Here is a 20,050-nt window from a genome sequence, read left to right as displayed (position 1 = left end):
AAGCCTTTCAGAGTTTCTATTCATCATTAAACAGATTTATCAGAATATGGATCAATTTCGGAGTATTTGTCCGATCAAGGGGTAATCCGACATGATCCATTCACCCCCGGAGGTTTATTCACCGGGCTTATTTGGGTGAACAAGAATCCCGCCCGCACTGTGGCGCGCCACCACACATAATGAAGCTTTTGGTGGCGGGTTACATCGTCGCCGCGCTGCGCACCCCGTCAACTAAGCCGCCGTCAGCCGTTTGATCAACCCACCCGGCGAGAAAACGCGTCCCAATCATCCGCTCGCTGCACATCTGCTGCCAATCGTGTGCAGATGTGCCCGAGGCAGATCCTGCGTGGCCGCGTTTCCCCAGGAAAATCGGGCCCGAAAGCGAGGCAGATCCCGCGCGGCAAGGCAGATCGTACAGGGGCGTTCGGTTCGGAGTCCGGCGGTGCACAACCGATGTCGTTTCCAGTGTTTTTCAACCGACCGTGCCCAGTTGACGCAAGTAGGCCCTGAACAACCCTTATTCTTGCGAAAGCAATTCTTCTTGGCTTACCAGCCCAGTGCGGTAGGCATACAAAACGGCATGCACGCGGTCTCGCGCGCCGAGCTTCATCAGAATATGCCGGACGTGTGTTTTTACCGTCGCCATACTGACCACATGGGCTTTCGCTATTTCAGTATTGCTATAGCCGAAAGCCATAAGCCGTAATACCTCTACCTCGCGCGGGGTAAGGTCGTCGCAATGCACCACCGGCACGGCGGGACGCGGAATGAATTCGGTCAGCAATTTGGCGGTCACGCGTGGAGCAAGCACCGCTTCCCCAGCGGCAACCACACGGATGGCCTTAAGCAGTTCTTCCGGCTCGGCATCTTTGAGTAAAAAGCCGCTCGCACCTGCAGCAATGGCGTCGGTAACATAGTCGCGATCATCAAACGTTGTGAGCATGATAATGCGCACATCAGTATCCTTGGCCAACAATTGTGCGGCGGCGGTGATGCCGTCCATGTTGGGCATCTGCACATCCATCAGCACCACGTCGGCGGGCGGCTGGGCAAAGACTTCACTGCCGTCACCGGCCTGCCACACCACTTCAAGATCGGGTTGGGAATTCACCAGCATTGCAAAGCCAGATCGAACTAGGGGTTGATCATCAACGAGGGCGACTCGGATCATCGCGGGATCACCACCTGCACCACAAAGCGCTGGTCAGCGCTCCGGATCCGCACTGAACCACCCACCGCCTCAACGCGTTCTTGAAGTCCCAGCAAACCGGATCCTTTCTCCCAAGGCTTCGTGCAGTCGTTTTCTGCAAGGCATTTCACCGCAGTCGGCGATGATTCAAATATTAATGAACCAGTCGGCGTGTCCGCGTGCCGCAGCATATTTGTAAGCAATTCCTGCACGGACCGGAACAATACAAATGCCTGGGCGGGAGGCAAATTCTCCGGAATATCACCCGTGAGTTTCAGATCAAATCCCGCCGCCCTCGTGTCATGGATAAGCGCGGCGATACCGTCGCTCGATGGGGCAAGCCGCGGCCTGGCGTCTTCGCGCAGCAAGGTGACCAATCCGCGGACTTGTTGCAAGGCTTCGCGCGAGGAATCCGAAATTGTTTTCAAGGTTTCCACGGCGATTTGGGGGTCGTTTTGAGCGGCGAAACGGGCACCGTCGGCGAGCGCAATTACGGAGGTTAAATTGTGGCCAACTATATCGTGGAGTTCCCGCGCAATATGGGTGCGTTCGAGGAGGGCGGCAAGTTCGGCGCGTTCGGAAAGCGTCATGAGCATTTCGCGTTGCCGGCGTTTATTCAGGCCCACGAGCCACATAAAACCCACTCCAAATAGCGTGGGTATGGCCACGGGCAACACCATGCTCGGCGATTCGACTTGAACATAGGTATTGCCAAAATACGGCGCGGCTATCGTACCTACGATCGCCCACACCAGCCATCGATTGCGGTGCGCAGCGTACGCCGCCGCCAAATACACCGCATACAGCGTAGTAGGCGCCACTAGCACGGTTTCCACCACGTTAGGCACAAAGATAAGTACGGTGAGCACTGCGCAAACCACGAATAAGGCGCGGTCTTGCCCCCAAGGATGCAGCAGCAAACCGAGTAAAAGGATAACGGCTAGGGCGCAGCCAAGCGGCCCCGCGGGCTGATCACCCGCAATTGGGCTGCCGAAAAACACGTCGATCAAACCTGCGAATCCGAAGGCGAGAATCAAACTCCACCGCGGAAACGGGCCAAGGTACCGTTGCAATTGCATAATGCCCACTACCCTAACCAGCTCACCTGTAACATTGCGTCAACCCTAGGGTTGATTTCGCGCCTGAAAGTGGTTAACTAGGGCACGTGCAGCTTCTTGTTCACACTCTGACCACGACGGCGCTTTGCATGGTGGCGCCCACGATTGTGCTGATTGTTGCGATCGGGCTCGGCAAAGAGGCGTTTCGCCAGGATTATCCCGCCGATATTCAACAAGCCATGCCCCCTGCAACGCCCCGCGAGAAACGCGCTGGGCTCGTTTGGGGTTCGCTGTTTATGGTGGTTTTGCTTGGCGCCATGACGTTAAGCACGTGGCTTTACCTCACCGAACACCCGGGCGTTTTCAATGCGTATTTTGCGGCGTTGGGCGCGGGCATAATGTTTTTGATTTACGATCTCCTTATCGTGGATTGGCTCGTAATTTGCACATGGCGGCCCGCCTGGGTGATGCCGCGCGGCACCGCGGAGTGCGCGGGCTGGGGCGATTATATGTTCCATGCCAAGGTACTGTGCCAGGCGAAGGTGATCGCCGCGAATCTCGCCCTGCCGCTGCTACCCGCGGCCCTCGCCTTCGGCTTGCACGCGTGGATGTAAGACCCGCTCATAGGGTAAGCAATCCGCGGCCGAGTGCCGACGCCCCGCCCGTCGCCGCCACCAATAAGGACAAGGTCCGCGCGCGCGACCTCGGAATGCGATCCGCCAGCCGCAGCCCGAGCCAATTGCCTAGGAGCATGCCGAAGATGCCGATCGGCCACACCCATATGTTCGTATCGCTGATCGTGCCCGCCCCCAACACCAGTTTGGATACCAGCGAGATCAGGCCGGCCACCATAAAGATCGGTTGCAGGGTGGCGGTGAAACTCCGCTGCTCCCACGCGGAAGCAACCGCATACACGGTGACCGCCGGACCTGCGACCCCTGCGGTGGTGTTCATAAAGCCGGCTACAATCCCGGATGTGATGGCGGCACCGCGGCCACCGATCGGCGGGATCCATCGCTGCCCGTAAACCACCACGGCCAGGGCGATCAAGAGCAGGGAGCCGACTAGGACTTGCAGCAGCGCCGGCGAGGCGATGCGGACGAGGTAGGCACCCGGCACCGACCCCACCACCAGCACCGACGCGATCAACGAAAACTTTTTCCAATCGATCCATGCGCGCACCGTGGTGGTGGCCATAGCGGCATTGAGAAACGCCAGCAGATTCACCACCAGCACGCCCGCGACGGGGCCCATGAGCAAGCTGAGGATCGGGGCGGAGAGCAACGCCAATCCCATGCCCGAGACGCGCTGTAAAAACGACCCCACGGCCACGGTTGCAAAAACGATCGCCAGCTCGAACATGTTTCCACCTTAGAATTTGGTTTTTAATGCCCGCACCACGGCATCCGGCAGCAACCCCGTTACGTCACCGCCGTACTTGGCCACCTCCTTGCATAGTGTGGAAGAAATATACCCGTATTTCGGGTCTGTAAGCAGGAAGAAGGTATCCACACCCGTGAGCCTGCGGTTCATTTGCGCCATGGGCAATTCGTACTCATAGTCGATACCGCTACGGAGCCCCTTTACCAAGGCGCTAATGCCGTGCTCAGTGGTGTAATCCACCAACAGGCCCGCCCAAGAGTCCACCCGCACCCCAGCGATATGGCAGGTGGCGTCACGGATTAAATCCATGCGCTCCTGGACGCTAAACAGCCCCGCCTTATTGGGGTTGTGGGTCACAAGGACCGTCACCTCGTCGAATTGCTGTGCGGCGCGAGAAATAATGTCCACATGGCCGAGCGTCACCGGATCAAAGGAACCTGGGCACACCGCGCGGCTACGCATGGTACACCGCCATATCCATGCGGGCGATGCCATACGTCCGCTTTTTCAGCTTCTGGGTGGTCGGCACGAAACACGGCGGCCAGTCGGTTTCGGGCGATTGCACGTGCCGCTCAACGACGACCGCCGCGCCGTCGACAAGCGCGGGAATGAGCGCCTCGAGCATTTCGCGGACGGCGGAATCCGCAAGCTCATACGGCGGGTCCGCAAGCACCATATGGAAGTGATTGCGCGGCGCCGACGCCAAATATGCGGAAGCCTTCTGCTCCACAATCGAAACATTGGGGTGCTTCACCACGGCAGCGTTTTCGCGGATAATTTCGACGGCGCGACGGTCATTCTCCACCAGCACCACCGACGCCGCACCCCGCGACGCAGCTTCCAAGCCAAGCGCCCCCGAACCCGCAAACAAATCGAGCACATTCGCACCCTGGAAACCAAAACGCACCTGCAGGGACGAAAACAACCCCTCGCGGGCACGGTCGGAGGTGGGACGCGTGCCCTCCGGCGGCACCTTAATCTTCCTGCCGCGCGCCTCACCAGCAATAATGCGAGTCATCTACCTCTCACCCAATTCGAGAATCAGATCACCGCCATACACATCAGCGAAATCCTCCACGGAGCGGGAAGTGACAACGCCGGGCCCTGGCGCAACCACAGGAGCCTCAAGTTTTACGGTCTCAACCACGGCCAGCGTGTCGCCAGTTGCAACGGTATCGCCCACCGCAACGGTAAAACGGACGATCCCAGCAAACGGAGCACAAATATTCATGCAGCTAGCTTAACCCAACCGGCTGTAAAACAACGGCAACAGACTGGGGCCCGCACCAACTCCCAGCGACACCGAGCTTGGTGGCGGACCGCACACAAATGGGGTTAACCACTAAATAATACGAATTCCAGAAGTTACAATGAAAAGTCAAATCGACAAAACTAGATGGAACCTATTTGACTTATATGTGAATTCAATGGCGCGACGAAAGGTGGCTACTTTGCCAGAAATGATCAGCGAACAGGAGTGCTATTCGGATGCCTTGAAAAAGAGCAACGAGCGGCCACGACTCAATTTCCCACACCAGGCACCATACGTGACCTTTAATTCCACTACCGATAATCCGGAATGGGGGGATGAATTCCAGTTTTTGCGCATCAGAGAAGTTCACGACGATGGCGTCACTGAACCCCGGAACGAAATAACAGTACAACCAGGAGAGTTGTACCTGGCCACCCTCTACTACAACAACAATGCTGAAGCAGATCAATTAGCTCGCAACACTCAAATAAAAGTTACTGTACCCAGCGTAATTAGAGCGCACCAAACCGCGGAACTTATAGGCGAAATCTACGCACAAAACGCCCGACCAAATTGCTATTTTTCAAGCGTGAAGCTAACAGCCAACGAAGATATCATATTCAGATACATATCAACTGATGAGTACCCACTAAATACTATTGTACGTTCGGAGGGGCGCATCAATCACCATATATTGGGAACCGAAATCTTCGAAGGAACGATGCGCAAAGTCGGGTATTACGAAGCTGACGGCTTAGTGCCTGGAGGAATAGAGTATGCGGGCATGGTCCACATGGTGTTTGAGGCACAGTCCGCGCAGGCAAATTACGAAATTGAGGTACACAGCAAAACCAAAAACGATACCGAATGGCGATCTGGAAACTTCGTCTCGGTGGGTGAGGAAATATCGTTCCTCGTAAGCTACCAAAACACAGGGACCGTCCAGCAAGACAATGTGGTGTTCAAAGTTGCACTTCCTTTCGGTTTTGAATATGTACCGGGATCCAGCCGGTTAGCTAACTCAAAACACCCCACAGGTTCAGCTGCGCCCGATGGGATCACCACCTCAGGTATCAATATCGGCTCGTACGCGCCCCGCGGTAACGCAAACATGAAATTCAACGTAAAGGTTGTGTCGAATCAAGCGAGCGAAGAAAGCGACGATCTGGAAATTGCGAAATTATATTTCACGACCATCACTGAAAATGGCAACAAACAAGTCATATCGTGCATCTACACGGAAGACTAGCCCGCCAACAATCCCAGAATCACGATTTCTCTAGGAATTCCTGAACGCCCATTTCAACGTCGCTGATGAGTTGTTCCGCAAGCGGCCGGTTGCGGGCGACGAGGTCGCGGGCGTCGATAGTGGCTTGGCGGATAATATCGTAATCATTGATCAGGCTGAGCAATTTCATGCGGCGCACAACTCCGGATTGCGCGGTGCCAAGCACGTCGCCTTCTTGGCGGTACCGCAAATCGATCTCGGCGATTTCGAAGCCATCATTGACCGCCGCGACGGCCTCCAGCCTGCGATACGAAGGCGAATCCAATGGGTGACCGGTATGGAACAAACAATAGGAAACCGCATCGCCGCGGCCCACGCGCCCACGAAGCTGATGCAGCTGCGCCACGCCAAAGTTTTCGGCCTCGCGGATCAGCATCACCGTGGCATTGGGAACGTCCACACCGACCTCGATCACGGTGGTGGACACCAGGATATCGATGTCTCCGCGGGCGAAATCACGCATCACCTGCTCTTTTTCGTCCGGATGCAGGCGGCCGTGCAGGTAGGCGAGGTTGTACTTTGAATACTTCGAATTGTCCAATTGTTCGAAGGTGTTTAGCACCCCTCCGTCGCCCTCGATGCGGGGGCAGACGATATACACTTGGTGGCCCTTGTCCAGCTCCTCCGTAATGCGGCCCCAGGTGCGCGCCACCCACGAAGAGCGCTCCTGATTGACCACCGCCGAAATGATCGGCTGCCGGCCGCGCGGAAGCTCCCGGAGGGTGGAAATTGCCAGATCGCCAAACACGGTCATGGCTATCGTGCGGGGTATCGGCGTGGCGGTCATGACCAAAAGATGCGGGGTAACCCCTTCGCGGCCGCGATTACGCAGGATATCGCGCTGCTCCACGCCGAAGCGGTGCTGTTCATCCACTACCACCAGCCCGAGATCGAAAAATTCCACCGCATCTTGGATAAGCGCGTGCGTTCCCACGACGATATCGGCATCGCCGGAAACGATGTCTAGAAGCGCCTGGCGTTTCTCCGCCACCGATAGCCCGCCGGTCAACAGAACGACATTGACCGGCAGATCCAACAGCAGGTTTCGCAAGGTGCGGGCGTGTTGGGCGGCCAACACCTCGGTTGGGGCCAAGAGGGCGCATTGCCTGCCGGCGTCCACCACCTGCAGCATCGCCGCCAGGGCCACCACGGTTTTGCCCGAACCGACCTCGCCTTGAAGCAGCCGAGTCATTGGAACAGTATTGCTAAGATCGCCGGCGATTTCCGTGAGCACCTGTGCCTGACCCGCGGTGAGGTCGTACGGCAGGACGTCGAAAAGTTCCTGCTGGTAACCCCCGGAGCGGGGGCGGCATTCGGGGGCGGTGCGCACCGAGGCGTCGGCACGCCGCAACGCCATGACCAGCGCCAATGAGAGGGCTTCGTTGTATTTGAGGCGGGTGATAAAGCGGTCGGGACCCTGCTCGTCGGGCTGATGGATGCCGCGCAATGCTTCGCCCATGCTGACCAGCCCGTGCGGCACATAGTCGAGCGGTTCTGGAATGTCTGTGCTACGCAGCACCTCGTTGATCGCGCCGATAATGCGCCACGAATTCACAAACTTTTTCTCGGGGTAAATCGGCACCCACTCTAGGGCGAACAGGAGTTCGGCGATATCCTTGGCGTCGCCATAAGCGGCGAGCCGATCCAAACCCCCGATGGCGCGCTGCTTGCGCTCGCCCGGCTCGGGAATCACGAAATAGGTGGGGTGCTGGACATTCGGCCTGCCGTGGAATATCTGCAGTTTGCCGGTCATGATCACCCGCATCCCGGCTTTCAATTGAACGTTCGGAAGCGAGGTATTGAAAAAGGTGGCGTTGTATATCGTGTCCGCCGCCCGGACCCGCACCTGCGTTACCGAACGTTTGGCCGAGGCGGGGCGGTATTTTTTATACACCACCTCCCCCACGAACGTGATCAAATCGCCGTGCTCCACCGGCCCCGCAGCAACACCCCCGCCGTGGTGCGAATACGTGCGCGGATAATACTCCAGCAATTGCCCACATGTGCGAATACCGAGGTCGCGCGCCAACGCCTTAGCCTCGGTTTTGGGCAGGACTCGGGAAAGCTCGCGATCAGCCACCCATCCGAGCATCTATTCCACCCCGATTTCGATCATGTGATCCATTCCCTCGGCGGGGTAAATATCGAACTCAACCTCGGGGTGGTCGCGCCGCAGCTCGTCGCCATCGACGGGCACGGAGGTCAAAATGGTGACCAATTCGCCATCGCTGGCCAACATCGAACCAACCGCGGCGGCGAGCTCATCCGGGACGTCTAAGGTTTTGGTGCGCACCTCGCGCGCGGCCTCGGCCATGGCGTAGGCGTCGACGGCAATCGGCTGGTGCGGGTCATGCACGGCGACCGCCGCGATGCCATTGATCAACCCCGCGGTGGGCACGATCATGATGGTGCGTTCCGCCGCCAACGCCGCGCGCTCCGCGGACACCAGCTCCCGCCGGGACAGGAAACCATTGGGCAAGAGGATCAGCTCCCCGCAATCGTGGGCGGCGGCGATCAGGTCATACAGCACCTCCGACCCGGGGTTGATCACGCGCGCCCCGGCCTGCGAATACAGGTCCGCCAACGGCCCGGCGGGCGCCACCACGATCACGGCGCGCGTGGGCACATCCACCTTGGCGTCTGGCAGCGTTTCCAGGTGCAGCCCACGCACCGCACCCACCCCGAACACATATTCAATAAGCGGGCCGGCCTGCCGGGTGTGAATGTGAATCATGGCGGCGGTTTCGTGCTCGCGAGCCACCATGAGGCTATCGCCAAACGACCGCAACTGGCCGACAACATGTTCTAATTGCGCGGGGGTGGAACAGGTGAGGTGAAACATGACCTCAAGGTGCACGCTCTTCGCGGCCTCCCCCAGCACCTCCACATGTACATTCGGGTTCCCCTCCACCTCGGCGAGCAGCGCCTCCAGCAACACCACCAGGCCCTGCCCCCCGGCATCCACCACCCCCGCCTCGCGCAGCACCTCGAGCTGACTCGGGGTATTGGCCAGCGCCGTCGCGGCGGCCGTCACCGCCTGCCGGCTGACCTCCGCCAGGTTGCCGCCGTGCGCGGCGGTGGCGGCCGCGCGCAGCACGGTGATCACGGTCCCTTCCACGGGGTCGCTGATGGCACGATCCACCAAGGTCACGGCGGTGTGCAGTGCCGCTTGGACGTCCGCACCCGTGATTTCCTCGCCGGCGGCGTGCGCGATGCCCCGCAACACCTGGCTCAAAACCACCCCGGAATTGCCGCGCGCGCCGCGCACCGCACCGGCTGCGAGCGCGTGGGCGACGTCGCGGGCGGAGCCGGTCACGCCGCGGGCCTGGGTCAGCGCGGCCTCCATGGTGTGCGCCATATTAGAACCAGTGTCCGAATCTGGCACGGGAAAAACATTGAGCGCGTTGATTTCCATGCGGCGTGCGGCCAATTCATGTGTGGCGCGCTCCGCCCAACGCAGCATTGCTTCTCCATCAAGGCTGGTCAAGTGTGCCATAGAAGACGATGTTACAGACGCCAATCCACCGGCGCGGCACCGAGCCCCGCCAGCAGCTCGTTCGCGCGGCTAAACGGACGCGATCCGAAAAAGCCCCGGTATGCGGAAAGCGGCGATGGGTGCGGCGAACAAATGCAGGGCGTATCCCCTAAGAAACGCTGCGTCGCCTGCGCGTCTTTGCCCCACAGGATGGCCACCAGCGGTGCCTCGCGCTCCGCCAACTTTCGCAGCGCGAATTCGGTGATGGCTTCCCAGCCGCGGTTGCGGTGCGATCCGACGCTGCCGGGGCTGACGGTAAGCACGCGGTTCAGCAGCGCCACGCCCTGGCGGGACCACGGAGAAAGGTCGCCGTCTTGGGGTTTCGGCAGGCCAAGGTCCTGCGCGTACTCTTCGAAAATATTGATAAGGCTCTTGGGCAGCGGGCGCACTCCCGGCGCGGTGGAAAAGGCAAGCCCCATGGCGTGCCCCGGCGTCGGATACGGATCCTGGCCGACGATCACCACCTTGACCTGATCGAACGGATCATCGAAAACCCGTAAGATATTGGCGCGTGCGGGCAGGCACTCCGGCTGCTCCATCAACGCATCGATCTGATCCCGCACTGGTTGCAGGACTTCCTCCCACCGAGCATCCACTAAAAACTCACCCATCCTGATTGGTACTTTGGCCGTGCGCCGTCCACGGTAACACCGCGCCCGCGATGCACGTGCCCGATCGTCCGAAAACCGGAGGGCGCTTCCTTGGCCGTGGTTGCCAACAGCGTGTGGTCCTCCCCGCCGCTCAATACCCATTCCCAGGGGTCTACGCCCAGGTGTTTCCCCGCCTCCACAAGCAGCTCATCGGGCGCAATTTCTTTCGAATGCACGTCGATGGAAACCCCGGAACGCTCAGCCAAATGCCGTAGATCCTGAATCAACCCATCCGAGTTATCGGTCATGCTTGTGGCACCGGTCGCGCGCGCCACCACGCCCCGCCCGGGGATCAATTCCGGCACCAGGTGCGCCTGCACCAAGGCCTCGAAACGACGGGGGTAACCCAAGCCGTGGCGTTGCAGCAACGCCAGCCCCGCCGCGGAGTAGCCGATGCGCCCGGAGGCCACCAGGTGTTGCCCCGGCCGCGCCCGATCCAGCGTCAGGGGATGCTGCGAGCCGCCCAGAATCCCCAGCGCCGTCACGCTGACCACAAGGCAATCGCTTTCCGTGATATCGCCGCCGACGAGTTCGGCGTTGTAGCGCCCGGCGCGCCGGTTGATGCCGCGGGCGATGCCTGCCGCGACGTCGATAGGCAAGCTCGCGGGAGCGGCAAGTCCGAACAAAGCGGCGACTGGACGGGCGCCCATCGCTTCCACGTCCGCGAAATTCTGCACGATCGCCTTTTCGCCTACTTGTTCGGGGGTGGACCAGTCCAGGCGAAAGTGCCGATCCGCCACCAGGACGTCGGTGGTGGCAACGGTCCTGCTATTGGGAGCGGGCGGGGCGAGCACCGCGGCGTCGTCACCGTTCATTCCGGAGGGGGCGGCTGCGGTGATGGCTGCGATGATGGCACGTTCGCCGGCCTCGCCAAGCGTTAACTTGGACATAGTTCTCCACGTAGACTAGGGATACATGAGCGCCGAACAACCCTATCATCGCCGTCCACTTATTATCGCCCTCGTGCTCGCCGTGCTGCTCGTTGTGGGGGTGTTGGCAGGTGCCAAAATTGTGTACGACCGCGCCGCCCATCAACCCGTGGGCATGAGCATTATCGACGCCCCCGACGCCGCCACGTGCGGCCCGCTTCTCGACGCCCTGCCCGCCACCCTCGCCGGGCACCCTCGCGCCGAGCTCGCCGACCCCGCCCCCGAAGGCGCGGCCGCGTGGGCCTCGAACTCCACGGATCGAATCACCTTGCGGTGCGGCATCAGCCTGCCATTGCAGTACACGAAACTCTCCGAAACCACCGAAGCGGCCGGTGCCACCTGGCTCCAAGTCCGTGACGTCACCCCCGGCACCAACCTCGCCACCTGGTACACGGTGGATCGCTTCCCCGTCGTCGCCGTCACCGCATTTGCGGACGCCGAAGACCCCCTCGCGGGGCTGGACGAGGCGATCTCCACGCTGGACGAAAAAACCTTTGAACCGAACCCGGTGCCGCTGACCGACCTTGAGGCCGGGGACGCCGCCGCCTGCCCGCAGCTGCTCAATGCGCTGCCCGAAAACCTCAGCGATTACCGCCGCAGCGACGCCGCCCTGGAAGATAATATGGCGGCCTGGACCGCCGCCGGCATGGAACCCATCGTGCTGCGCTGCGGCGTGGCCGACGCGCCGGGCTACCAACCGGGGGCGCAGCTCCAGCAGGTGGATGATATCCCCTGGTTCGAAGACACCACGCTAAGCAACGGCACCACCGCTGGCACCTGGTACGCCATCGGAAGGCAGGCCAATGTGGCGGTGTCCATGCCGCAGGGCGCGGGCAATACCGCGCTGGTGGAATTCAGCACCGCGATCGAACGGAACCTCAGCGAGCGATAGCGCGCTGGACCAGCACGTCCAATAGGTCTTCGTAGCCGACGCCAGTGGCCGCGAAGACCTGGGGATACATGGAAATCGGGGTAAACCCGGGCAGCGTATTGATCTCATTGATCACCGGGCCCTCCGCCGTGACAAAGAAATCCACGCGGGCCAGGCCGTCGCAGGCAAGGGCGTGGAAGGTTTCGATCGACAGCGATTGGATCAGCTCGGTGACCTCCGGGGACAGCGGGGCCGGGATCTCCGCGGTGACCACGTCGTCTAGGTATTTGGTATCAAAGCCGTAGAAGCCTTCCTCGCCCGCGTCCGTGCCCACCAATTGGGCGGGCACAGATGCGACGACGCGGCCATCCGGGTATTGGAGCACGCCGCATTCCACCTCCACACCGACGATTTCCGCCTCGACGATCACCTTTTCATCGTGGGCTTTGGCCAGGGCGATCGCGGCCGGCAGGTCCGCCCAGCTGCTTACACGGGAAATGCCGATGGAGGAGCCGCCGCGGGCGGGCTTTACATATACCGGCAGGCCAAGCATCGCCTGTTCGGTTTCGCTCAGGGTTTCGCGGCCGCGCAGGATCACCTCGCGGCCCACCGGGAGACCTTCCGCCGCCATCAGCTTCTTGGTGTATTCCTTGTCCATCGCGCAGGAGGATGCCAGCACCCCGGCGCCCACATAGGGCACGCCGGAGAGTTCGAACATGCCTTGGATGGTCCCGTCCTCGCCGAAGCGGCCGTGGAGGACGGGGAACACGACGTCGACAGTGGCGAACAGGCTGCCGTCGCGCACATAACGGAACTCGCCGCGCTGGGCGGGGGTCAACGATAAGTAGACCTCGTCCTTGAGCTCCACCTTCGGCATGATGCGATCGACGGTCTTGAGCTTTTCGGTATCGGATTCGCCGACTGTCCACACCCCTTCGAGGGTGATGCCGACGGGGATCACCTCATAACGCTCGGGGTCAAGGTGGCTCATAATGGCGCCAGCGGAGACGCAGGAAACGGAATGCTCGGAGCTGCGGCCGCCGTAAACAACGGCGACTCGGATACGGTCGGTAGTCACAAGCACTGCATTCTACTCGGCTTTCTTGGAGCGCCCCATGAGGGCGACGATCATATCGTCGACATTCATCCCCTGATGGCACACCGCGTACACCGCCTGCGTGATCGGCATTTCCACGCCGTGGATCTGGGCGAGATCAAACACCGATTGCGAGGAAATCACCCCCTCCGCCACCTGGCCATGCGTGGCGTGGCGCGCCTGTTCGAGCGTATCGCCGCGGCCGAGACGCTTACCAAAGCTCCGGTTACGCGACAGCGGCGAGGAACAGGTGGCCACCAGGTCACCCAAACCCGCCAGGCCGGAGAACGTACGTTCGTCCGCGCCGAGGGCCACGCCGAGGCGACTGATCTCCGCCAGGCCGCGGGTAATAATGCTGGCCAGGGTGTTTTCCCCAAGCCCCTTCCCCGTTGCCATACCGCACGCCAATGCGATGACGTTCTTGCAGGCACCGCCGATCTCGCAGCCGATCACATCGGTATTGGTATAGGGGCGAAAATACGGCGCGGCCACCGCCTGCTGGATCGCCTGCGCCTTGGACACGTCCGAACACGCGATCACGGTGGCCGCCGGTTGCTCCAAGGCGATCTCGCGGGCCAGGTTCGGGCCGGAAAGCACGGCGATGCGGTCCAGGCTGGCCCCGGTCACCTCGGCTATCACCTCGCTCATGCGCAGGTGGGTTCCCTGCTCTATGCCCTTGGCCAGGCTCAGCAATGTGGCGGATTCCGGAATGTCCCACGCCGCCAGATTCGAACGTAGGGTCTGGGAGGGGACGGCGAGGACGACGAGTTCGGCGTCGCGGAGGGCCTGCGCGGCGTCGCTAGTCACGGTAATCGCGTGCGGCAATGTCAGCCCGGGGAGGTAATCCGCATTTTCGCGGGTGATCTGCATGGTGCGCGCCGCCTCCTCGCGCCGCGCCCACAATCGAACAGGGTTTCCGGCGTCCGCAAATACTTTCGCTAGCGTTGTCCCCCACGAACCTGCCCCCATGACACTGACGTGAACCATGTAAAACTCCTTTCCTGCCCCTCACCATATCGGAACGTGCCACAATGAGGAACATGTCAAAGTTCGATAAAGACCGCAGCTCAGCGCTGATCATCCCCCGAAACCCCGGCGATGCATTCGAACGCACCACGCTTGCCGCAGGTGCGGTGCTGTGGCGCGGTAAACTTCCGAACCCCGAGATCGCCATCGTGCATCGGCCACACTACGACGACTGGTCCCTGCCCAAAGGCAAAGTCGATCGCGGCGAATCGCTGCCCGTAACCGCCGCCCGCGAACTTGTGGAAGAAACCGGGATTCAGCCGCGGCTAACCAAATTCCTGGGCAGCATCAACTACCCGGTAGGCGATCGAACCAAACTGGTGTACTACTGGCTAGCGGACGCCATCAGCGGCACGTTCACGCCCAATGAAGAAGTAGACGAGCTGCGCTGGGTGCCCGCCAAACAAGCCGCCAAGCTGCTCAGCTACCCGGACGATCGGCAAGTGGTGCGCAATGCGAAGCACTGGTTTGACACCCCGATCACCACCCAAGTGCTGTGCGTGCGGGCGGCAAAAACCCCGGAACAGGTGGAGCTACTCGCACCGCTCCTGGCCGCCTACCAGCCGCAACGCATCATTTCCCTGCCCGAGCAACCGTGCATTGACACCGCCGCCCCGCTCGCCAGCGCCTTAAACCTCACACCGAAACAGGACTACCTCACGCACGGCAAGGATTGGAAAAGCCTGGCCACGAGCGGTGTGCCCACGGTGGTGGTTGCCGATAAGCGCACGATCCAAAAGGCCGCGGGAAGGTTCTCCTCATCGCTGAAGGACATCCCGGCCAAACGCGCCAGCGTGTGGGTTTTAAGCTTCCACGAGGGCCAGCTGATCGGGGCCGACTATCTGGAAAGCCCCGACGCCGTGCGCACGTAGCGGCCTGGGGTTAGAGGGTGTGCGGCATAAAGCCGGGGCGGCGCAGCTCGTATTCCGAAATGGATTCCTCGTTGCGCAGCGTCAGGCCGATATCGTCGAGGCCTTCCATCAGGCGCCACCGGGTGTAATCGTCTACCTGGAAGGTAAAGGTGTGGTCGCCGGCGGTGAGCAAACGGCGCTCAAGATCGACCGTGAGTTCTAGGCCCGGTTCGGCCTCCATCAGCTTCCACAACAGCTCCACATCGGCCTCTTCCAATTGGGCTGCGAGCAAGCCCGCCTTGCCCGCATTGCCGCGGAAGATATCGGCGAAGCGAGGGGAAAACACGGCCTTGAAACCGTAATCCATGAGCGCCCAAACGGCGTGCTCACGGGAGGAACCCGTGCCGAAATCAGGGCCCGCGACCAGCACGGAACCATTGCGGAAGGCGTCCTGGTTGAGCACGAACTCGGAGTCAGTGCGCCAGCCGGAAAACAGGCCGTCTTCGAAGCCGGTGCGGGTGACGCGCTTGAGGTACACGGCGGGGATGATCTGGTCCGTATCCACGTTCGAGCGCTTCAGCGGCACGCCGATCCCGGTATGGGTGGTGAACTTTTCCATTGGTATCTGCTCCTTAGCGCTGCACGGGTTCGAGATCTGCGGGAGACGCGAGGTGGCCAGCCACCGCAGTGGCGGCGGCGACCTGCGGCGACACCAGGTGCGTGCGGCCGCCCTTACCTTGGCGTCCTTCGAAATTACGGTTGGATGTAGAGGCGCTGCGTTCGCCGGGGGTGAGCTGGTCCGGATTCATGCCCAGACACATCGAACAACCGGGCTGACGCCACTGCGCACCGGCGGCTTGGAAAATCGCATCCAAACCTTCGGCTTCGGCCTGTTGCCGCACCCGCGCCGAGCCGGGCACCACCAGCATGCGCACGGTGTCGGCAATCTTGCGGCCCTGCAGCACCTCGGCGGCGGCGCGCATATCTTCGATTCGGCCGTTGGTGCAGGAACCCACGAACACAGTATCAATGGCGATCTCCCGCAGCGGGGTACCCGGGACCAAATCCATGTACGCCAACGCCTTTTCCGCGGCCGCGCGCTCCACATCACCGGCGAATTCCTCGGGATGCGGCACCTTGGCGCCCAGTGGTAAACCTTGGCCCGGGTTGGTGCCCCAGGTGACAAACGGCGTCAATGCCGCGCCGTCGATTTCGACAACCGTGTCGAATCGCGCGCCGTCGTCAGTGCGCAGGCTCTTCCAATATTCCACGGCGGCGTCCCAATCCTCCGGCGCGTGGTCGCGGCCCTTGAGGTAGTTAAAGGTGATCTCGTCGGGCGCGATCATGCCGGCGCGGGCACCCGCTTCGATGGACATATTGCAGATGGTCATCCGCGCCTCCATCGAAAGCTTTTCTATCGCTTCGCCACGGTATTCGATGATGTGCCCCTGCCCGCCGCCGGTGCCGATCTTGGCAATAATGGCCAGGATCAAATCCTTCGCGGTGACCCCCTCGGCGAGCTCGCCGGACACGTTAATGGCCATGGTCTTAAACGGTTTCAGCGGCAACGTTTGGGTGGCCATCACGTGCTCCACCTCGGACGTGCCAATACCGAACGCGATTGCGCCAAACGCGCCGTGGGTGGCGGTGTGGGAGTCGCCGCACACCACGGTCATGCCGGGTTGCGTGAGGCCCAGCTGCGGCCCCACCACGTGGACAATGCCTTGTTCGTTATCGCCCATCGGGTGGATCCGCACGCCGAATTCTTCGCAGTTTTTGCGCAGCGTTTCCACCTGGGTGCGGGAGATTAGGTCGCGGATTTCGGTGATTGCGCCGGTGGTAATGCCCTCGGTGGGCACGTTGTGATCCTCCGTCGCGATGGTGAGGTCGGGGCGGCGGAGCTTGCGTCCGGCCATGCGCAGGCCGTCGAACGCTTGTGGCGATGTCACCTCGTGGAGGAGCTGCAGGTCGATGTAAATCAGGTCAGGCTCGTCGTTTTCGCCTTTGACCACGATATGGTTGTTCCATACCTTTTCCGCCATTGTGAGTGGCATGGCGGTCGTTTCCATGGGGCTGGTCATGGATCTCACCTCGTTTTGGATGCCGCTCCCGCACCGCGTTTTCTCACGATCCGGGATTGCTATTTCAGTTCATGGGACAGTATAGCGTGCACACTAAGGATGAGAAAAATACTCCACGCAAACAGGTGGTCCCACGCCCGCCGGAAGCTAATATTCCGCCACCGATTCCAATAGAGTTTGGTAAGCCTTGCAATAATCCCTGCCGGTGAGCGATATACTGGTAATATCGCAGCTCAGCCGCGCGAACCCCGCACTAGCTTCCCATATTTTGAGATGTTAGTATCAAGTTATGGGACAGTATCAGCCGCCAGGAAACGGTAGCGGCATCAAAGTACTCGATCGCGCGGTGCATATCCTCACCACCATCGCCGAGCAGCCACGTTCGCTCTCCGAGCTTTGTGAAGCCACCGGCCTGCCCCGCGCCACCACGCATCGCCTTGCCACCGCGCTGGAATCGCACCGTCTGCTTACCCGCACGTCCGACGGGCGCTGGAATATTGGCAGCGCGCTCACCGCACTCGGCTCCGGCTCCTCCGACAAGCTTGTCGACGCCGCGACACCGCTCATGGCCGCAATCATGGAACACACCAACGAATCCGTCCAGTTGTACCGCCTGACGGGAACTACCCGGACGTGCATCGCCAGCCTCGAACCTCCGTCCGGATTGCAAAACACCGTCCCGGTTGGCTCACGCATGCCGCTGACTGCGGGTTCCGCCGCGCGCGTGTTTATGGCGTACGCATCCCCGCAGCTCCGCGCCGCGATTATGCCAAAGGCAGCGTTTTCCATCGAGGACCTCGAACAGGTGCGCGCCGCGAATTTTGCCGAATCCACGAGCGAGCGGGAGGCCGGCCTCGCCAGCGTTTCCACACCTGTTTTCGACCACACCGGCCAGGTTATCGCGGCCCTTTCCATTTCCGGACCGATCGAACGTTTCGGCCCCCACCCCGGCACCCGCTGGGCACCCGCGCTTATCGACGCCGCGGAAAAGCTCAGCGCTCAGCTCTAACCCCGTCTAGCGGGTGGCCACAAACCCTCGGACCGCATCGGCCACTTGTTCGGAATGCCCGTCGAGGTAATGCCCACCCGCATCGAATGCCACAAAGCTGCACCGCGGGAACCGCGCCACCGCGTCCCGCGTTTGGGTAAAGCTCACCACTTTGTCATCTTGGGCGTGCACCACCAGCGTCGGCGAGTCCAGCTTCTCCACCGCGTAGGAATCGAAATTCCTTGCCATATCCGTATTGGCCACCTTGCCATCCAGCAACACGCCTTGGCGCCGCTTGCTCACGGGCATCATGGTGGCGATCGTATCGGGCCGAATACCCACCACCAGGCCAAATAGCGGGCTGACCAGGAACATCCCAAAATCATTGGAGAGCAGCCGCGGCGGGCCCGCGTAGCGCTCCCTTCGTGCGGGACGCTTCGCATACGGCATCACGGAGCTCAGCAAAATCAAGCCCTTGGTGCGTTCCGGATAGTCCAGCGCAAAACGAATAGCAATGGTGCCGCCTACCGACGCCCCCAGCACAAACACCTTTTCTATTCCCAGATGATCCAGCAATTCCACAAAGGCGGCGGCCTGCTCCGCAGGCGTGCCATCGCCCCGCACATCGCTGCCCAAATAGCCGAACCGCGACGGCGCGATGATCCGAAATTGCTCCCCGAAACCCTCGCAGGTATCCAACGCCTGATCGAAACCGCCAAACATGCCGTGCGCCGATAAAATCACATCCCCGCTCCCCCGATCCAAATAGCGCATATCGCCGTAACTTAGCCGCGCGGTGGCGGCATCGTATCGTTCCAATCGCTCGTAACTACGTTGCACCGCCGCGCGGCAACGCACCGCCTGCACTCCTAAAAACCCACATGCCGCAATCGCTAGAACCCAAAACACATACGCCATTTGCACACACACCCTAAAAACAACTATCTCACAAGACCCCAGCACTTTTGCTTACAATCCCAATATGTACCCCGCCTACCGGATTGCTTTCATACGACTCGTTCTCTTGGCATGTGGGGCTGGTCTCACTTACGGATTCTTGCAGCTACTGGGCATCGCGAGCTCTTTCCCACCAGACCCGCGGCTCGCCTGCATGTATTTCACGGTGGTGAATTTCATGTGCCTCTGGCTGATCAAAAAGCAGTTCCAAGCGGACGGTACGCATTGGAAGACATTCCTCGGCTTTGAAAAGGCACGGCTGCACATCGATTGCGCATGGGCCCTACTTTGGCTTGTTGTTCTATATATCCCCTTCTTCTTCGCCATCATGCTGGTTCCCCTGGCCATCTATGGGGTGGACGGGTTCCAATATTTAGAAACGGCGTTTATCCCCGCCCAACCCGCCGTTCTCCCCGCACCAATCGAATATGTGTTGGTGATCGCCGTGGCACTGCTATTCCCCCTTTTCAACGCCCCAGTCGAGGAAATAATCTATCGCGGCTTCGCCCTGCAGCTCGCACCACTGTCAAAGGTCTTGGCCCTCGCCTTGCAGGCGTTCGTGTTTGCACTACACCATGTGCTGCTGGCGCCCACACCATTGGCTGCCGCCATCTACCTCGTAGCGTTCTTTATTTGGGGCCTCGGCGCCGGAATCATCGTGCTCAAACAGCGGCGCCTCATGCCCATGGTGCTTTCGCATTTCATCATCAACTTCGCCTTCAGCATCCCCGCGCTGTTTGTATAGACGCGCCGCTAGAGGTTGATGCGCGAAGTTTCTTTGAGCAAGCAAGTACACTGCCCCCGCTGCGGACGGCATTATACCCTTTTGGCTTGCTGGGCGCCACCTTGTTGCCGTTGGAACGCTACGTGCCTGTGGATTGTTTGGGGTTATCCAC

At 60.7% G+C, this 20,050-nt stretch carries 21 protein-coding genes; 6 read left to right on the top strand and 15 right to left on the bottom strand.

Annotated elements, in window-relative coordinates; genetic code table 11:
* Window positions 1-517: 517 nt before the first annotated feature.
* Both CCANI_RS06155 and CCANI_RS06150 read right to left on the bottom strand, forming a co-directional pair.
* Window positions 518-1,171 carry a response regulator gene (locus tag CCANI_RS06155; RefSeq protein WP_146325580.1) on the bottom strand — a complete coding sequence of 218 codons (654 nt, stop codon included), beginning with the start codon at window positions 1,169-1,171 and terminating at the stop codon, window positions 518-520.
* Window positions 1,168-2,268, bottom strand: coding sequence for a sensor histidine kinase (locus tag CCANI_RS06150; protein WP_146325579.1), 1,101 nt, complete (start codon window positions 2,266-2,268; stop codon window positions 1,168-1,170). The genes CCANI_RS06155 and CCANI_RS06150 overlap by 4 nt, the downstream gene beginning before the upstream one ends.
* An 86-nt stretch (window positions 2,269-2,354) precedes the next feature.
* Between CCANI_RS06150 and CCANI_RS06145 the strand changes: the two genes are divergently transcribed.
* Entirely contained in the window at window positions 2,355-2,861 is a 507-nt protein-coding gene (locus CCANI_RS06145; protein WP_146325578.1) for a hypothetical protein, read from the top strand.
* Window positions 2,862-2,868: 7 nt separating this feature from the next.
* Here CCANI_RS06145 and CCANI_RS06140 read toward each other — a convergent pair whose 3' ends face one another.
* The 4 genes from CCANI_RS06140 to CCANI_RS06125 are packed head-to-tail and all read right to left on the bottom strand — an operon-like array spanning window position 2,869 to window position 4,861.
* Window positions 2,869-3,609 carry a sulfite exporter TauE/SafE family protein gene (locus CCANI_RS06140; RefSeq protein WP_146325577.1) on the bottom strand — a complete coding sequence of 247 codons (741 nt, stop codon included), beginning with the start codon at window positions 3,607-3,609 and terminating at the stop codon, window positions 2,869-2,871.
* Window positions 3,610-3,618: 9 nt separating this feature from the next.
* Window positions 3,619-4,092: a pantetheine-phosphate adenylyltransferase gene (coaD, locus tag CCANI_RS06135; protein ID WP_146325576.1), complete on the bottom strand. Its 474-nt coding sequence runs from the start codon at window positions 4,090-4,092 to the stop codon at window positions 3,619-3,621.
* Window positions 4,085-4,648, bottom strand: coding sequence for a 16S rRNA (guanine(966)-N(2))-methyltransferase RsmD (rsmD, locus tag CCANI_RS06130; protein WP_146325575.1), 564 nt, complete (start codon window positions 4,646-4,648; stop codon window positions 4,085-4,087). Before rsmD ends, coaD begins: the two co-directional genes overlap by 8 nt.
* Window positions 4,649-4,861, bottom strand: a complete 213-nt coding sequence (locus CCANI_RS06125) for a biotin/lipoyl-containing protein (RefSeq protein WP_146325574.1) — start codon at window positions 4,859-4,861, stop codon at window positions 4,649-4,651.
* 229 nt (window positions 4,862-5,090) lie between these two features.
* Between CCANI_RS06125 and CCANI_RS06120 the strand changes: the two genes are divergently transcribed.
* Window positions 5,091-6,131, top strand: a complete 1,041-nt coding sequence (locus CCANI_RS06120; protein WP_186750398.1) for a DUF11 domain-containing protein — start codon at window positions 5,091-5,093, stop codon at window positions 6,129-6,131.
* Window positions 6,132-6,150: 19 nt separating this feature from the next.
* On the opposite strand, the gene CCANI_RS06115 is transcribed toward CCANI_RS06120, so the two are convergent.
* Genes CCANI_RS06115 through CCANI_RS06100 form a run of 4 tightly spaced genes read right to left on the bottom strand, consistent with a single transcriptional unit; the run spans window position 6,151 to window position 11,245 of the window.
* Entirely contained in the window at window positions 6,151-8,262 is a 2,112-nt protein-coding gene (locus tag CCANI_RS06115) for an ATP-dependent DNA helicase RecG (RefSeq protein WP_146325572.1), read from the bottom strand.
* Window positions 8,263-9,666 carry a DAK2 domain-containing protein gene (locus CCANI_RS06110; RefSeq protein ID WP_146325571.1) on the bottom strand — a complete coding sequence of 468 codons (1,404 nt, stop codon included), beginning with the start codon at window positions 9,664-9,666 and terminating at the stop codon, window positions 8,263-8,265.
* 11 nt (window positions 9,667-9,677) lie between these two features.
* On the bottom strand, window positions 9,678-10,316 hold the full coding sequence (locus CCANI_RS06105; RefSeq protein ID WP_146325570.1) for a uracil-DNA glycosylase: 639 nt from the start codon (window positions 10,314-10,316) through the stop codon (window positions 9,678-9,680).
* Window positions 10,301-11,245: a thiamine-phosphate kinase gene (locus CCANI_RS06100; protein ID WP_146325569.1), complete on the bottom strand. Its 945-nt coding sequence runs from the start codon at window positions 11,243-11,245 to the stop codon at window positions 10,301-10,303. Before CCANI_RS06100 ends, CCANI_RS06105 begins: the two co-directional genes overlap by 16 nt.
* A gap of 25 nt (window positions 11,246-11,270) precedes the next feature.
* On the opposite strand from CCANI_RS06100, the gene CCANI_RS06095 reads away from it, so the two are divergent.
* Entirely contained in the window at window positions 11,271-12,176 is a 906-nt protein-coding gene (locus tag CCANI_RS06095; protein WP_146325568.1) for a DUF3515 domain-containing protein, read from the top strand.
* On the opposite strand, the gene CCANI_RS06090 is transcribed toward CCANI_RS06095, so the two are convergent.
* Entirely contained in the window at window positions 12,163-13,233 is a 1,071-nt protein-coding gene (locus tag CCANI_RS06090; protein WP_246118303.1) for a D-alanine--D-alanine ligase family protein, read from the bottom strand. The two genes, CCANI_RS06095 and CCANI_RS06090, sit on opposite strands and share 14 nt — an antisense overlap.
* Before the next feature lie 12 nt (window positions 13,234-13,245).
* The gene (locus CCANI_RS06085; protein WP_146325566.1) at window positions 13,246-14,238 is read right to left on the bottom strand and encodes an NAD(P)H-dependent glycerol-3-phosphate dehydrogenase; all 993 of its coding nucleotides are present in this window, start codon (window positions 14,236-14,238) and stop codon (window positions 13,246-13,248) included.
* 53 nt (window positions 14,239-14,291) lie between these two features.
* On the opposite strand from CCANI_RS06085, the gene CCANI_RS06080 reads away from it, so the two are divergent.
* Window positions 14,292-15,149 carry an NUDIX hydrolase gene (locus CCANI_RS06080; RefSeq protein ID WP_246118302.1) on the top strand — a complete coding sequence of 286 codons (858 nt, stop codon included), beginning with the start codon at window positions 14,292-14,294 and terminating at the stop codon, window positions 15,147-15,149.
* A gap of 10 nt (window positions 15,150-15,159) precedes the next feature.
* On the opposite strand, the gene leuD is transcribed toward CCANI_RS06080, so the two are convergent.
* Window positions 15,160-15,747: a 3-isopropylmalate dehydratase small subunit gene (leuD, locus tag CCANI_RS06075; protein ID WP_146325564.1), complete on the bottom strand. Its 588-nt coding sequence runs from the start codon at window positions 15,745-15,747 to the stop codon at window positions 15,160-15,162.
* A gap of 13 nt (window positions 15,748-15,760) precedes the next feature.
* The gene (leuC, locus tag CCANI_RS06070; protein ID WP_146325563.1) at window positions 15,761-17,209 is read right to left on the bottom strand and encodes a 3-isopropylmalate dehydratase large subunit; all 1,449 of its coding nucleotides are present in this window, start codon (window positions 17,207-17,209) and stop codon (window positions 15,761-15,763) included.
* Window positions 17,210-17,498: 289 nt separating this feature from the next.
* Here leuC and CCANI_RS06065 point away from each other — a divergent pair, with 289 nt between their 5' ends.
* The gene (locus CCANI_RS06065; RefSeq protein ID WP_146325562.1) at window positions 17,499-18,218 is read left to right on the top strand and encodes an IclR family transcriptional regulator; all 720 of its coding nucleotides are present in this window, start codon (window positions 17,499-17,501) and stop codon (window positions 18,216-18,218) included.
* A 6-nt stretch (window positions 18,219-18,224) separates the two neighbouring features.
* Here CCANI_RS06065 and CCANI_RS06060 read toward each other — a convergent pair whose 3' ends face one another.
* Window positions 18,225-19,115 carry an alpha/beta fold hydrolase gene (locus CCANI_RS06060; RefSeq protein ID WP_146325561.1) on the bottom strand — a complete coding sequence of 297 codons (891 nt, stop codon included), beginning with the start codon at window positions 19,113-19,115 and terminating at the stop codon, window positions 18,225-18,227.
* 217 nt (window positions 19,116-19,332) lie between these two features.
* On the opposite strand from CCANI_RS06060, the gene CCANI_RS06055 reads away from it, so the two are divergent.
* On the top strand, window positions 19,333-19,899 hold the full coding sequence (locus tag CCANI_RS06055; RefSeq protein ID WP_186750396.1) for a CPBP family intramembrane glutamic endopeptidase: 567 nt from the start codon (window positions 19,333-19,335) through the stop codon (window positions 19,897-19,899).
* The last annotated feature ends 151 nt before the right edge of the window (window positions 19,900-20,050 follow it).

The sequence above is a fragment of the Corynebacterium canis genome, from assembly GCF_030408595.1.
Taxonomy (GTDB): domain Bacteria; phylum Actinomycetota; class Actinomycetes; order Mycobacteriales; family Mycobacteriaceae; genus Corynebacterium; species Corynebacterium canis.
Note: the sequence above shows the minus strand (reverse complement) of the source record. Positions and strands in the feature narration are given on the sequence as shown.

Bases quoted from the DNA above. Each gene is read 5' to 3' on its own strand.
- CCANI_RS06155 (WP_146325580.1), bottom strand. From the start codon at position 1,171: ATGATCCGAGTCGCCCTCGTTGATGATCAACCCCTAGTTCGATCTGGC.
- CCANI_RS06085 (WP_146325566.1), bottom strand. From the start codon at position 14,238: ATGGTTCACGTCAGTGTCATGGGGGCAGGTTCGTGGGGGACAACGCTA.
- rsmD (WP_146325575.1), bottom strand. From the start codon at position 4,648: ATGACTCGCATTATTGCTGGTGAGGCGCGCGGCAGGAAGATTAAGGTG.
- CCANI_RS06110 (WP_146325571.1), bottom strand. From the start codon at position 9,666: ATGGCACACTTGACCAGCCTTGATGGAGAAGCAATGCTGCGTTGGGCG.
- CCANI_RS06060 (WP_146325561.1), bottom strand. From the start codon at position 19,115: ATGGCGTATGTGTTTTGGGTTCTAGCGATTGCGGCATGTGGGTTTTTA.
- CCANI_RS06115 (WP_146325572.1), bottom strand. From the start codon at position 8,262: ATGCTCGGATGGGTGGCTGATCGCGAGCTTTCCCGAGTCCTGCCCAAA.
- CCANI_RS06065 (WP_146325562.1), top strand. From the start codon at position 17,499: ATGGGACAGTATCAGCCGCCAGGAAACGGTAGCGGCATCAAAGTACTC.
- CCANI_RS06120 (WP_186750398.1), top strand. From the start codon at position 5,091: ATGATCAGCGAACAGGAGTGCTATTCGGATGCCTTGAAAAAGAGCAAC.
- coaD (WP_146325576.1), bottom strand. From the start codon at position 4,092: ATGCGTAGCCGCGCGGTGTGCCCAGGTTCCTTTGATCCGGTGACGCTC.
- CCANI_RS06095 (WP_146325568.1), top strand. From the start codon at position 11,271: ATGAGCGCCGAACAACCCTATCATCGCCGTCCACTTATTATCGCCCTC.
- leuD (WP_146325564.1), bottom strand. From the start codon at position 15,747: ATGGAAAAGTTCACCACCCATACCGGGATCGGCGTGCCGCTGAAGCGC.
- CCANI_RS06105 (WP_146325570.1), bottom strand. From the start codon at position 10,316: ATGGGTGAGTTTTTAGTGGATGCTCGGTGGGAGGAAGTCCTGCAACCA.
- leuC (WP_146325563.1), bottom strand. From the start codon at position 17,209: ATGACCAGCCCCATGGAAACGACCGCCATGCCACTCACAATGGCGGAA.
- CCANI_RS06125 (WP_146325574.1), bottom strand. From the start codon at position 4,861: ATGAATATTTGTGCTCCGTTTGCTGGGATCGTCCGTTTTACCGTTGCG.
- CCANI_RS06140 (WP_146325577.1), bottom strand. From the start codon at position 3,609: ATGTTCGAGCTGGCGATCGTTTTTGCAACCGTGGCCGTGGGGTCGTTT.
- CCANI_RS06055 (WP_186750396.1), top strand. From the start codon at position 19,333: ATGTGCCTCTGGCTGATCAAAAAGCAGTTCCAAGCGGACGGTACGCAT.
- CCANI_RS06080 (WP_246118302.1), top strand. From the start codon at position 14,292: ATGTCAAAGTTCGATAAAGACCGCAGCTCAGCGCTGATCATCCCCCGA.
- CCANI_RS06100 (WP_146325569.1), bottom strand. From the start codon at position 11,245: ATGTCCAAGTTAACGCTTGGCGAGGCCGGCGAACGTGCCATCATCGCA.
- CCANI_RS06150 (WP_146325579.1), bottom strand. From the start codon at position 2,268: ATGCAATTGCAACGGTACCTTGGCCCGTTTCCGCGGTGGAGTTTGATT.